At 41.1% G+C, this 12,598-nt stretch carries 12 protein-coding genes; 7 read left to right on the top strand and 5 right to left on the bottom strand.

All coding sequences use genetic code 11. From position 1 onward, the window contains the following. Positions 1-10: 10 nt before the first annotated feature. A complete protein-coding gene (locus FEK29_RS12345) occupies positions 11-1,378 on the top strand; it encodes a TolC family protein (RefSeq protein WP_138258746.1) in 1,368 nt (455 codons plus the stop codon). Positions 1,379-1,453: 75 nt separating this feature from the next. Further along, the gene (tsaB, locus tag FEK29_RS12340; protein WP_138258745.1) at positions 1,454-2,131 is read left to right on the top strand and encodes a tRNA (adenosine(37)-N6)-threonylcarbamoyltransferase complex dimerization subunit type 1 TsaB; all 678 of its coding nucleotides are present in this window, start codon (positions 1,454-1,456) and stop codon (positions 2,129-2,131) included. Positions 2,132-2,142: 11 nt separating this feature from the next. Here the strand turns inward: tsaB and FEK29_RS12335 are convergent, their stop codons facing one another. From FEK29_RS12335 to FEK29_RS12320, 4 genes are all read right to left on the bottom strand, one after another. Then, positions 2,143-2,802 carry a hypothetical protein gene (locus FEK29_RS12335; protein WP_138258744.1) on the bottom strand — a complete coding sequence of 220 codons (660 nt, stop codon included), beginning with the start codon at positions 2,800-2,802 and terminating at the stop codon, positions 2,143-2,145. Between the two features lie 105 nt (positions 2,803-2,907). After that, positions 2,908-3,732 carry a mechanosensitive ion channel family protein gene (locus FEK29_RS12330; protein WP_138258743.1) on the bottom strand — a complete coding sequence of 275 codons (825 nt, stop codon included), beginning with the start codon at positions 3,730-3,732 and terminating at the stop codon, positions 2,908-2,910. A 366-nt stretch (positions 3,733-4,098) separates the two neighbouring features. Continuing rightward, the gene (locus FEK29_RS12325; protein ID WP_138258742.1) at positions 4,099-4,299 is read right to left on the bottom strand and encodes a dodecin family protein; all 201 of its coding nucleotides are present in this window, start codon (positions 4,297-4,299) and stop codon (positions 4,099-4,101) included. Between the two features lie 70 nt (positions 4,300-4,369). Further along, positions 4,370-5,278 carry a NifU family protein gene (locus FEK29_RS12320; RefSeq protein WP_138258741.1) on the bottom strand — a complete coding sequence of 303 codons (909 nt, stop codon included), beginning with the start codon at positions 5,276-5,278 and terminating at the stop codon, positions 4,370-4,372. 215 nt (positions 5,279-5,493) lie between these two features. On the opposite strand from FEK29_RS12320, the gene FEK29_RS12315 reads away from it, so the two are divergent. After that, on the top strand, positions 5,494-6,522 hold the full coding sequence (locus FEK29_RS12315; protein WP_138258740.1) for a PorP/SprF family type IX secretion system membrane protein: 1,029 nt from the start codon (positions 5,494-5,496) through the stop codon (positions 6,520-6,522). Between the two features lie 54 nt (positions 6,523-6,576). Here the strand turns inward: FEK29_RS12315 and FEK29_RS12310 are convergent, their stop codons facing one another. Then, positions 6,577-7,752, bottom strand: coding sequence for a vWA domain-containing protein (locus tag FEK29_RS12310; protein ID WP_138258739.1), 1,176 nt, complete (start codon positions 7,750-7,752; stop codon positions 6,577-6,579). A gap of 305 nt (positions 7,753-8,057) precedes the next feature. Here FEK29_RS12310 and FEK29_RS12305 point away from each other — a divergent pair, with 305 nt between their 5' ends. From FEK29_RS12305 to fabD, 4 genes are all read left to right on the top strand, one after another. Beyond that, positions 8,058-10,259 carry a histidine kinase gene (locus FEK29_RS12305; RefSeq protein WP_138258738.1) on the top strand — a complete coding sequence of 734 codons (2,202 nt, stop codon included), beginning with the start codon at positions 8,058-8,060 and terminating at the stop codon, positions 10,257-10,259. Next, positions 10,256-10,987, top strand: a complete 732-nt coding sequence (locus FEK29_RS12300; protein WP_138258737.1) for a LytR/AlgR family response regulator transcription factor — start codon at positions 10,256-10,258, stop codon at positions 10,985-10,987. Before FEK29_RS12305 ends, FEK29_RS12300 begins: the two co-directional genes overlap by 4 nt. Positions 10,988-11,002: 15 nt before the next feature. After that, positions 11,003-11,518 (top strand): gamma carbonic anhydrase family protein, encoded by a 516-nt coding sequence (locus FEK29_RS12295; RefSeq protein WP_138258736.1) that lies wholly within the window; start codon positions 11,003-11,005, stop codon positions 11,516-11,518. A 68-nt stretch (positions 11,519-11,586) separates the two neighbouring features. Then, positions 11,587-12,471 carry an ACP S-malonyltransferase gene (fabD, locus tag FEK29_RS12290; protein ID WP_138258735.1) on the top strand — a complete coding sequence of 295 codons (885 nt, stop codon included), beginning with the start codon at positions 11,587-11,589 and terminating at the stop codon, positions 12,469-12,471. The last annotated feature ends 127 nt before the right edge of the window (positions 12,472-12,598 follow it).

Below are 12,598 nucleotides of genomic sequence, written 5' to 3'. Positions count from 1 at the left end.
AAATCAAAAAATGAAGTATACGATAACCACACTACTACTGCTTTTGGTAGCAGGTACTTCCATGGCTCAAAACAAAAAATGGACCTTGGAGGAATGTGTCACCTATGCAGTGGAAAATAACTTATCCGTTGAGCAGTTTGAACTGGATTTGGAGAATGCGAAAATCAATGAAAAGGATGCTTTTGGAAATTTTCTGCCAAACCTAAATGCCAATACCTCTTTTTCAAGTAACACTGGTTTCTCTATTAATCCAACAACCAACTTACCGACAAATAGCACCCAAAATAACGTAAATGCCGGTATCACCACGGGTGTAAATCTATTTAATGGTATGAGGGACGTGCATCAAATGAACAGATCTAAATTGAATACCATTGCCAATCAGTATCGATTGGAAGATTTAAAGGACGACATTCGATTAAATGTTGCAAATAACTACTTGCAGGTAATTTCGAACAAAGAAAGTCTTAAGGTAGCCCAGGCTCAATATGCGGTAACAGAGCAAGATTTAAAACGTACCAAAGAATTGGTGGAATCTGGCGTAGTGCCTATGGGAGATCTCTTGGATATTGAGGCCACTGCGGCCAATCAGCAGCAACAAATTGTAAATGCTGAAGGACAAGTGTTGATATCCAAAATTGCCTTGGCACAATTAATGCAAATCACGGATTACGAAAATTTTGATACGGCCGATGAGTCGTATGAAGTACCCCCTTCAGAAATATTGGCGAATTCACCAAGTAGCATCTTTGCAAAAGCCTTGGAATTTAGGAATGATATTAAATTCTCCAAAGCAAATGTAGAAGTAGCTGAAAAAGACCTTCAAATTCGGAAAGGTGCTTTATTGCCCACTATAGACGCATTTGCCAATTATGGAACTAGATATTCAGATGTTGCTCAATTACCCGTTGCCGGTCTTCCACCTGGATCTCCACCCGAATTCTTTACGCCCAATTTCACGGATCAGTTGTGGATATTCGATGGCGTTTCCTACGGTGTACAGCTGAGCGTTCCAATTTTCAATGGATTTAGCACTAGGAATAATATTGATAGGGCGAAAATAGATGTGGAGCGTGCAAAGTTGCAATTTGAACAGGATAAGTTAGATCTTGAAAATACGGTTAACCAAGCCTACGTTGCGGTGAAAACTTCCGCAAAGGCATATGAGGCTGCTGAGAAAACCCTAGAGGCAAGAAGATTGGCCTTTGAATACGCCAAGGAGCGTTTTGAAGTAGGTCTTATGAATTCCTTCGATTATAGTCAGGCGCAGGCCCGCGTGGACAATGCCGAAGCCGATGTTATACGGACCAAATATGACTATATTTTCAGGATTAAGATATTGGAATTTTATTTTGGGCTCCCAGTTGTCTTGAACTAGTAGACTGACCCATCATAAAAAAACCTGTAATATTGAATTGCAGGTTTTTTTATGGTTATTATCTACCTTTGGCAAATGGCATTGATTTTAAACTTGGAAACGGCTACTACCAACTGTTCCGTGTGTTTGTCCTTAAACGGTAAAATGGTTTCCATAAAGGAAAACAACACACCAAGCTACTCCCATGCGGAACAATTACATGTTTTCATTAAAGAAAGCATGGATGAGTCCGGGTACGAAATGAGTGATTTGGATGCCGTTGCCGTGAGTATGGGTCCTGGTTCCTATACAGGCCTTAGAATTGGTGTTTCAGCGGCCAAGGGGCTTTGTTTTGCCCTTGATATTCCCCTGATTTCCATTGCAACCTTAAAAAGCTTGGCTGGCCAATTGGATGTAACCAAGGGAGATTCTATCGTCTCGGTTTTGGATGCCAGAAGAATGGAGGTCTATTCAGCAGTATTCGATGCGGATTTGAACCAAATAAGGGACACACAGGCTGAAATTGTAGATTTGGAATCCTTCCAAGACTATCTTTCAAAAAGTAAAATCCATTTTATTGGTTCCGGTGCTGAAAAAATAAAGCAAACACTACCCAATGTCAATGCCGAATTTTATATGGATGCTGTTCCATCAGCTAAGGAAATGGCAAAACTAACTTATGAAAAGTATAAGAAATTTGAATTTGAGGACGTTGCGTATTTTGAACCCTATTATTTAAAGGATTTTTTGACAACATCGACTAAAAAACAATAAAAAATACCGTTTTAAAGTTCTGGTTTTAAATCACTTTTAAGAGTATTGAAAAATTGAATCAATTGAATGGCATCCTTTTGATTTCTAAGATTTAGTTCCTGTGTCGAAATATAATCTTTCAAAGTTTTTTCGTATTGCCCTAGCGCCTTTATTATAGCTCTTTTGGAAAGATTGATGTATTCTGCCGGATTATTCCCGAATTTAAGGTAGTAAGAAGAAACATCCTTGTATTTAGGTGGGGAGAAACTATCGTAGCCGTTATCAGGGTTTTCAGCTTGTAAAAATACCTTTTTTGGCCTAAATAAAAGTTTGACGTCACCACTGTTCAAAGGATTGAAATAGGCCATTTTCGTTTTCTCACCTTCCATATATTCATCTACTTCATATATCAAATTATCAAAGGTGACCTTTATATTATTTTGTCGAAAAAGTTTTCTTGGCTTACCATTTTCATTTAGAATTTCAATTGCCTCGTTTACCGCATCGAATCGCATTAAGGCCTCTGATCTCACAACGCCGTTAATGTAAATTTTTCCGTTTTTATATATATCATTTATGTAGGCGCTACCTTCAATAGGTACTTCCCTGTAAACAATACCCACTTGAACATCAGTAGTAATACCATCACCATTACCTATCACCTGTCCATATCCTAAGGACAAAAAAAACATAAATAAAAAATATAACTTATTCATCTTAAGAAAGATAGTTAATTATTTTTCAAGTATCAACTTTTTGTCCTGTTTCTAAAATTCCTTAAAATAGATTTAGACGGTTTATAAAGAGGTTCCGTGAACAACCCTTTGTGGAAATGGAATTTCTATACCTTCCGCATCGAACCGGTGTTTTATTTCTTCCATCACATGGAAATGTGCCTTCCAGAAAACGTCATTATTGGCCCAGAAACGGAGTGTTAAATTGACAGAACTATCAGCTAGTTCCCCAACATATACTTCAGGTGCGGGATCTTTTAAAATCGTATCGGTTTCTATACAAATTGCCAAAAGTATATCCTTGGCTTTTTTGATGTTGGAACCATAACCAATACCTACGTCTATTTTGTCCCTTCGGGTGTCCTCGGCATTATAATTTATGATGTTGTTGTTCGATAATTGACCGTTTGGCACAATTGCAACCTGATTTCCAAAAGTCTTTAGCTTGGTAGTAAAAATCGATATCTCCTTCACCGTGCCATCAACTCCTTGTGCGGAAATAAAATCCCCCACTTTAAAGGGCTTGAACAACAAGATAAGTACTCCACCTGCAAAATTGGCAAGGGACCCTTGTAGTGCAAGACCAATGGCCAAACCTGCAGCACCAATGATGGCGACCAAAGATGAGGATTGCACACCGAGTTGGGTGATAATCAACACAAAAAGTAAAATCTTTAGGGCAATGGATATTAAACTCTGAAGAAAAGATTCCAGAGATTGATCATAATCTTTTTTTGCAAAAAATTTGCGGACCATCTTGTTCGTAAATCGGATTACGTACATGCCTACAAACAGGAGAATGATGGCGGCAATCAAATTTGGGAGTGCGTCCCAGAACCATTTTATGGCATTATCCAGATGTTCTTGATAGTTGGTGAATTGTTCCATAGTTGTTTTAAATAGTTTTGGCGACAACTTAAAAATTTGGAACAGTCCAATCAAAAATATTTCATTAAACTAATGTTAATGCGGTTGGTTTTAAACCAGACGAGTCAAAGGTTGTTTTTTTTGAGTCAAAAGCAATTATGAAGGTTGAAATTTTTGAACAATCTTCTTATACTCAGAGAGGGGATGATTCTCAATTATAAACAAAAAGAGACTGTCTAAAAAGTCTTATTTGGCTTAGTTGTCAGGTTGAACCTGTCGAAACCGATTTTTAACTTATCAGTATTTTATAATATTTCGACACGCTCAATATGACATTCAGAACTACTTTTTAGACAGCCTCTTCAATAGTGGTCAAATGCAAAAAACTTATTGCACCTCAAAGGTGATCTTTACATTTACCCTGTAGGTTACCATTTTTCCATCCTCTACGGTTGCACTTTGTTCGTTAATATATACCGAACGAATGTTCTTAACCGATTTTGAGGCTTGGGCCACTGCATTTTTTGCGGCGTCTTCCCAACTTTTATCGGAATTAGCCAATACTTCTATAACTTTTAAAACTGCCATAATTAGTGTTTTTTAGATCTCCTTGAAGTTACGGAATCTAAGTTGGAAATACGACTAATACGGGCATTATTTACCCGTTCAAGGCGACAACCTCGTTGACCCTATCGCCCATCATGTTTTTCAACATGGTCTCGATGCCGTTTTTCAGGGTATAGGTCGAGGATGGGCAACCGCTGCAGGCTCCTTGTAAAATAACGTTTACGGTACGGCTGTTGGGCTCATAGGACTTGAACAGAATATTCCCACCGTCACTCGCCACCGCGGGCTTTACATATTCCTCCAAAATATCGATGATTTCCAAAGAGGTATCGTCCAATTCATCTTGGATGATATTCTGGGTGGGGTCCGCTGCTTGGTTTCCTTGTATGGGTTCCGCATTCGTGGTTACAATATCCCTGCCTTCCGCTATAAAGTTTCTAATAAGTTCCCTTAGCTCCATTGTAATATCGTCCCATTCGGCAACTTCGTATTTGGTAACCGAAACGTAGTTGTCATCAATAAAGACCTGCTTCACAAAGGGAAATTGAAACAACTGTGTGGCCAAAGGGGAGTCTTTGGCTTCATCTATATTCTTGAACTCGAACATAGAACCTACGATTTTTTTACTGGCCACAAATTTCATGGTGGCGGGGTTTGGGGTAACCTCAGCGTATACGGTCACGGCAATGGGCTTGTCGGTTTCGGCTTCAATGACCACGGGCTCCCCGGCATTTAGGTATTCCACTAACTGCTGTGCCACTTCGTCCTTAACATCCTCCCATTCGACAATATCGTACCGTTCCATACCAACGAAATTCCCTGAAATGTATACCGTTTTGATAAAGGGTAGGTAAAAAAGTTGTTGTGCCAATGGGGAATTTTTGGCCTCGTCTATATTTTTGAATTCATAGTTTTGCCGTTTGACCAACATGTGGTTGGATTCAAACTTCAATATGGCAGGATTCTTGGTTTTTACGACCGTTATATTGTACTCTTTCATGTGTTCCAATTTTATAATACGTTTAAATGGATGTCAATAATCTGATAATTAGTAATTACCTTTTGTTATAGTATTTAGCTAACCATACCAAATCCCTCGATGCGGGTTTCAAAAATACGAAGGAATTCTAAGTTTATACCTACATAATAATGTACTGTTTGTACCGTTAACCATTATATTTAGTGTCATGTACACTTTTACCCCAAATTCTTGACATGAGATGTAAATTGTTCCTGTTGTTCTCCTTCCTATTATTTGGATTAAAATCCAATGGTCAAGAAGGGATTCCCGTATATTTTGATTATTTGGCGGATAATTATTATCTGGTATTTCCATCCATGGCGGGTTTTACGGAATGCGGCCAAATCAGGGCTACGGCGAGACAGCAATGGTTTGATGTGGATGATGCCCCAAACTTACAGACCTTAAACGGGCACTTTAGGTTGGGAGACTCCCCCAGCGGTTTAGGGGCCATCATTTTTAACGATGCCAATGGCTACCATTCCCAAACTGGATTCAAAGGAACCTACGCCCATCATTTGCGCATGGGTGGTGACGATGTGCGGGTCTTGAACCAGCTTTCCTTTGGTTTGAGTGGAACGGTGCTTCAAAGTAGTTTGGATGAAACGGAATTTCGTTCCGTAGCATTTGATCCTGCTATTTCAGGGATTAAGCTCAATGAGACCTATTTCAATGTGGATTTTGGAATGTCCTATGCCTATCAGGAGTTTTATACGCATTTTGCCGTCTTGAATGCACTTTCTTCGAGGCGAAACTTATATAGGATAAATCGAGCTGATGACCCGGATAATCTAACGGTTCCCAGGGTGGATAATCTTAGAAGATATCTCATTTCGGCAGGATATGTATTTGGCAGAAGCGAATGGCAATTTGAACCCTCCGTGCTTTTTCAATTGACGGATTTCACCAAGGAAAAGACCGTGGACATTAATGCGAAGCTTTACAAGGATGTTGATTTTGGTCGGATTTGGGGCGGTGTTTCCTACAGAAGGAGTTTTGATGGTGCACAGTTTCAAACGGCAACCAGTTTTGGGGAGCAACGCCTTCAATTGATTACGCCAATCGTGGGGGCAAATTTCAATAAATTTATGATCTCCTATAATTACTCGTATCAGATGGGCGATATACGTTTTGATAATGGGGGCTTTCACCAGATAACCTTAGGTTTCGATTTTTGCAAGCCCGAAAAAAGGTACGATTGTTACTGTCCCGCCGCGAATTAAAAAAGGGCCTTTTACCTTCGTAAAAGACCCGAATAAATCCGATTTTCGTTTAAGCTAATCCCATGTGTAGTTCTTTTGGGCCGCTTGTTTCTTGATAGCCTTGAGCATAGCACTTTCCAGTTCCCCTTGGGTGTTTTCCTTTTGATTTTCGCGGATATAACGTTCCCTTTTACTATTTAGTTCCGCAATTTCGGCCTGTATACGTTCCCTTTCCTTGCGTTTTTCTTCAACGTAGGATATAATTTCTTCATCCGATTTTCCTTTTAGTTCCTCGGGCAAGCTTTTTCGGTCCATTTCCTTTAATTCAAAATCTGCATCGGCCGATGCATCCACCAAATCCCATGATTTATTATTGTAAAGTCGGGAGCTTTTGCTAACGGCTCGTTTGATAGCCACACCGTATCCCACACTCATGGCATTTTCATCCTGTGAGGCTTGGTTTTCCTCATATTCGCTCGCCCTGGCACCGTATGAAATGTACGTTTTGTTCAACCTTGAATTCAATTTGATGATGATGTCGTCATACGGTGTGTTGATATGTACCACTTCCCTATTATGGTCTATGGCCATATATTCACCACCTGTCAGTTGGGCTCCTTTTTTCCATTGCGTTTCAATGCCCAGTTCGTAGTTTCCACAGAATATGGTGTTTACGATAACATCATGTTCTTTGGCATTGGTTAGGGCATCCTTGTAGTGAAGCCTACCTTGAGTGAAAGGTTCGTTGCCAGCAATGAATATCATTCTCAAGTTATCTGGATCTTTGCCCCATTCCAATTGTTTCAAGGAGGTTTGGATTACCTCGCCGCAATACTCCTCTCCTCCATTGGTGGTCAATGAAAATAGTTTTTCTGATATCTCGTCCAGGTCATTGCTAAAATTCAGAACTTGCTGTATGTAACCTTCCCTATAGGAAAGCGCGTCATTGCCATATTGGTACAAAGCGATTTCAAGTTCCGGTCTGGTTTCATTTCCGCACTTAGCCCTTGTGAATTCGTTGACGATGTCCCATAATTGGGATTTCGCCTGATTTATCAATCCGTCCATACTGTTACTGGTATCCAATAACAGGGCAATTTTAACAGTCCGTTTATTTGATTTATTGGAAGGTTCGACCCTTTTCGCCAACAGGATTTGTTTTTCCTTTTTTGGTTCGTTTTTACATCCATAGCTTACCGCCATGGATAGTACCGAAAAACCTAGGGTCATTATTTTTTGATATTTTTTCATACGTTTTGAATTAAATTAAAAGCTTGATTTTTAAATAGTTCCTTTTGTAGAGGAATTACTCACTATATCAAATCCCTTGATGAGGGTTTCATCGTTTTATTGATTTGATTACGCTGTAAACCTAGAATGAAACTTTTTGGATACATAACCGTTTTTAGGGAACGTGCCATTTGGATGAGGTAACCAAACCTTTCTTTTAGCAAAGTGAGAAAGCACGGTGGAAATTCAGGTAATATCCTAAAATCCACATTTTTTAGTGTGCTAGGAATCATCTAAGTTTACAGTCATATGATCAGAAAAAATAGATGCGGTCATCCCTTTTACATATAATCATTCCATTTCTTTTCGTGAGTGTTTTGGGCTTGGCCCAAAACAACGGAACCCCAAAATTTGTACTCAAGGGCTTGGTGGAATCCCAAAAATCCAATAAACCCATTCAGGGTGTATCCGTATCCACAAGCTCCGGGCAGTTTACGTATACCAATGGTATGGGGGAATTCAGGATTTCCGTTTCCATTGGTGAGCGGTTGATTTTGGAACACCCCAGTTTTGAGACTGTTAGGCATCAAGTGACCAGCAGGGATGATATCAAACTACAGGTGGTTGAAGAAAGTAAAAAGGATGATGCCCTAAGTAGGTCCTCAATGTCCAGAAATAGGGTCCTGAGCAACCAGGCTTTTTTGGATTCCGCGGAATACTATAAGAAAACGGATATTGCCAGAAGCATCGATTTTGTGGCCCAAAGCTTGGAGGTTTTGGGTACCGATGGCGATAAGGACCAACTGGCAAAATCCCTGACCAAATTGGGGGAAATCTATTTACATCACAAACAATATGATTTGGCCATCGATAATTTTGAGGACGCCTTAAAGGCCAATAAAACCATAGCAACATCCTTAATGTTGGCCAGGACCTATGAAATCACGGATCAATTTGATGCGGCCGAAAATGTGTTGAAATCGCTTGAGAGACTCAAGAATATGGTGCCCTACCAACGAGTTGAACTCTATGAGATTTTTGGGGATATCAAGAAAGGAACCGGCGATACTCCATTGGCGGTAGACTATTACAACGAAGGTTTAAAGGTGGCCTCCCAGAACCAGATTACCCCCAAGATGACCGATCTAAATTCCAAAATCGCGGATGCCTATGCGCAGGATAATAAGGTAATGGAGGCCGAGGTCTATTATGGCAATTCCGTAGAACTGGCCAGCAAAATGGCCCCAAAGAGGGTACTGCAGGAGCGTGAAAAAGTCGCCGATTTCTACAACAAAAGGAACGAGTATACCGAGGAAATAGCCATCAGAAAGAATAGTTTGGAGGCCTTGGGCAAGCTGAACATTTCTGAAGCAGATGGAACAATGGATCTGGGCGATACCATCACAAGCCAGCGCATCAATTATAAGATTGCGAACGCCTACATCGCGCAGGACAAATACGAGGAGGCGATACCCTATCTACAGAAGAGTATCGTTCAGGCGGATTCCGATAACGATTTGGTCGTGCAAAAGGATGCCACTAGGAAACTATCCGAAGTATATGAATTCAAGGGCGAGTACAACAGGGCCCTAGAAACCTATCAGGACTATGTGGCCCTTGTGGATACCTTATACATACGGAAGGAACAGGAAATTTCCAGGGCGGCCCGTTTCAATAGGGAAATTGCCGTTACACAGAGTAGGATTACCGGCTTGGAACAGGAGCGGGAGCTGTCACAAAGCAAGTATGAATTGGCCTTGACGGAACAGGAATTGGCCGAGGAAAGTTACAAGCGGCAACGATACATTATTTATTCCCTGATATTCGGATTATTGCTTACCGGCTTGGCGGCGTTCTTTTTTTACAGGAGCAACCAACAACAAAAGTTAGCCAACAATCTACTGGCCTTGAAATCCTTACGGTCCCAGATGAATCCGCATTTTATTTTCAACGCCCTTAATTCTGTCAACAATTATATTTCCAAGAGCGATGAGCGAAGTGCAAACAGATACTTGAGCGATTTCTCAAGACTGATGCGGTCCGTGCTGGAAAATTCAGAGGAGGATTTTATACCCTTGACCAAGGAGTTGGAACTTTTGGAATTGTATATAAAATTGGAACATTCCCGCTTTCCGGATAAATTCGATTATGTACTTCAAGTCGATGAAAACCTGGATGTTTCCACGTTTCAGATTCCGCCCATGTTACTCCAGCCGTATATAGAAAATGCGATTTGGCACGGACTCAGGTATAAGGAAGAAAAGGGCCGATTGGAAGTGAAGGTCCAGGCAAAAAATGAAGATGAACTAGAAATATTGGTGTCTGATGATGGCATCGGCAGGAAAAAATCAGCCGAACTTAAAACGGTCAACCAACGGAAGCAGAAGTCAAAAGGAATGGGAAATATAAAACAACGAATCGCCATTTTGAACGATATGTACGGCGATAAGGTGTCGGTTTCCATTTCCAATTTAAAAACAAACGGTGAGGGTACCCAAGTACTGTTTACCTTAAAGAAGGACAAATGACCTTAAACGCAATTTTAGTAGAGGACGAGGCCAATAGCAGGGAAATCCTTGGCAATTATATACATAAATATTGTCCGGATGTCAACCTGGTGGGCATGGCGGCCTCCATAAAGGAAGGTTTGGAACTGATCGAAAACAATGATTTGGATCTGGTATTTCTGGATGTTGAGATGCCTTTTGGCAATGCCTTTGATCTGTTGGACCAAGTTCCGGACCGCAGTTTTGAGACCGTATTCGTAACTGCATATGACCACTATGCGAAGGATGCCTTGAACCACCATGCGGCCTACTACCTGACCAAGCCTATAAATATTGATGAGCTGGTAAAGGCGGTGGACTATGTACAGGAAGTAAAAACCAAGGAAAATCGTTTGCAGGAAAAGGTGTTGAATACCAATGCCAAAAGTATCCAAGGAAAACTGACACTTCCCCAACAGGATGGTTTTCAGGTACTCAATGTGGAAGAAATCCTATTTTGTAAGGCCGATGATAACTACACGGAAATCTATTTGGAGAAAAAAAAGATCTTGGTGAGCAAAACACTCAAATATTTTGAGGATGCTTTGGCCGAATTCCATTTTGCAAGGATACACAAATCCTATTTGGTCAATGTGAACGAAGTGGTGAAATATAGGAAGGGAAAGGGAGGTAGTGTGGTATTGTCAAATGGAAAAGAATTATTGGTTTCGGCCTCCAAAAAGAAGGATTTATTGTCCTATTTTGACTAAAATAAAAAGAAGACTATGATCAAAGAGGTTAATGGAAAACACCCAAAAATGGGAGAGGATTGTTTTATTGCCGAAAACGCGACCATTGTTGGCGATGTCACCATGGGAAATCAATGCAGCGTTTGGTTCAATGCCGTCATTCGTGGCGATGTACATTACATAAAAATCGGGGATAAGGTCAATGTCCAGGATGGAGCGGTCATCCATTGCACCTATCAAAAATCGCCAACAACTATAGGAAACAATGTTTCAATAGGCCATAATGCCATTGTGCATGGCTGTACCGTCCAGGATAATGTGCTGATCGGGATGGGAAGCATCGTCATGGACGATTGTGTGGTGGAAAGCAACAGTATCATTGCTGCGGGTGCCGTGGTGACGAAGGGGACACATGTGCCATCCGGTAGTGTTTTTGCGGGTATGCCCGCAAAGAAAATCAAGGATATTAGTCCGGAGTTGAGCGCCGGGGAAATCAATAGAATCGCTGAAGCCTACATACTGTACTCCGGCTGGTTTAAGGAAAATAATTGACTTGATTGACCAACTGAATGTACCTTTCGACGATTATCATTACTTTTGCCCAACCTAAATTTAAAACGATGAACGCTTACATTTTTCCCGGACAGGGCGCACAGTTTGTGGGTATGGGATTGGATTTATACCAAAAGTATCCCGTTGCTAAAGATATGTTCCATACCGCCAATGAAATACTTGGTTTTCCAATTACAGAAACCATGTTCTATGGAACTGCCGAAGGCCTAAAGGAAACGAAGATCACCCAGCCTGCAATTTTTCTGCATTCCGTTATTTTAAGCAAAGTTATGGGCGACAGTTTTAAGCCTAATATGGTTGCAGGCCATTCTCTTGGGGAGTTCAGTGCCTTAGTGGCCAACGGCACCCTCACTTTTGAGGACGGGCTTCAATTGGTATCCAAGCGGGCATTGGCCATGCAACGAGCCTGTGAGATACAGCCCAGTACAATGGCCGCCGTGTTGGGATTGGACGATGCGACCGTTGAAAAAATCTGCACGGAAACACCGGGAATCGTGGTCGCTGCGAATTACAACTGCCCAGGGCAATTGGTTATTTCAGGGGAAGTGGAAGCTGTGAACCGCGCTTGTGAAAAATTGAAGGAGGCTGGTGCCAGAAGGGCCCTTGTCCTACCCGTGGGCGGTGCTTTTCACTCACCATTGATGGAACCTGCCAGGGAAGAATTGGCCAGTGCCATAGAAGGAACCCATTTTGCCGCTCCAAGTTGCCCTATCTATCAGAATGTAACGACCACTGCGGTAAACGATGCTGATGAAATCAAGAAAAACCTGATTTCCCAACTGACGGCTCCCGTAAAGTGGACCCAAAGCGTGCAACAGATGATTGCTGATGGTGCAACGATCTTCACGGAAATCGGACCGGGAAAAGTACTTCAGGGATTGGTCAAGAAGATAGATGGTTCCGCAGAGACCTTATCCCCAGAGTTGGATTAGAACGCGTACACCATAAAAAAGGTAGTTTATCAAGAAAATAGCTTTTTAATCTGTTAATTAAGGGTTTAGGAGCAATTTTTTGGTATTATTGGCTTCTGTTTTTGTCGTATTGGGCATTTTTGGAACA

The organism is Maribacter aurantiacus, assembly GCF_005780245.1.
GTDB classification, from domain to species: Bacteria; Bacteroidota; Bacteroidia; order Flavobacteriales; family Flavobacteriaceae; genus Maribacter; species Maribacter flavus.
Note: the sequence above shows the minus strand (reverse complement) of the source record. Positions and strands in the feature narration are given on the sequence as shown.

Coding starts and splice junctions, on each gene's coding strand:
- FEK29_RS12345 (WP_138258746.1), top strand. CDS start 11: ATGAAGTATACGATAACCACACTACTACTGCTTTTGGTAGCAGGTACT.
- tsaB (WP_138258745.1), top strand. CDS start 1,454: ATGGCATTGATTTTAAACTTGGAAACGGCTACTACCAACTGTTCCGTG.
- FEK29_RS12335 (WP_138258744.1), bottom strand. CDS start 2,802: ATGTTTTTTTTGTCCTTAGGATATGGACAGGTGATAGGTAATGGTGAT.
- FEK29_RS12330 (WP_138258743.1), bottom strand. CDS start 3,732: ATGGAACAATTCACCAACTATCAAGAACATCTGGATAATGCCATAAAA.
- FEK29_RS12325 (WP_138258742.1), bottom strand. CDS start 4,299: ATGGCAGTTTTAAAAGTTATAGAAGTATTGGCTAATTCCGATAAAAGT.
- FEK29_RS12320 (WP_138258741.1), bottom strand. CDS start 5,278: ATGAAAGAGTACAATATAACGGTCGTAAAAACCAAGAATCCTGCCATA.
- FEK29_RS12315 (WP_138258740.1), top strand. CDS start 5,494: ATGAGATGTAAATTGTTCCTGTTGTTCTCCTTCCTATTATTTGGATTA.
- FEK29_RS12310 (WP_138258739.1), bottom strand. CDS start 7,752: ATGAAAAAATATCAAAAAATAATGACCCTAGGTTTTTCGGTACTATCC.
- FEK29_RS12305 (WP_138258738.1), top strand. CDS start 8,058: ATGCGGTCATCCCTTTTACATATAATCATTCCATTTCTTTTCGTGAGT.
- FEK29_RS12300 (WP_138258737.1), top strand. CDS start 10,256: ATGACCTTAAACGCAATTTTAGTAGAGGACGAGGCCAATAGCAGGGAA.
- FEK29_RS12295 (WP_138258736.1), top strand. CDS start 11,003: ATGATCAAAGAGGTTAATGGAAAACACCCAAAAATGGGAGAGGATTGT.
- fabD (WP_138258735.1), top strand. CDS start 11,587: ATGAACGCTTACATTTTTCCCGGACAGGGCGCACAGTTTGTGGGTATG.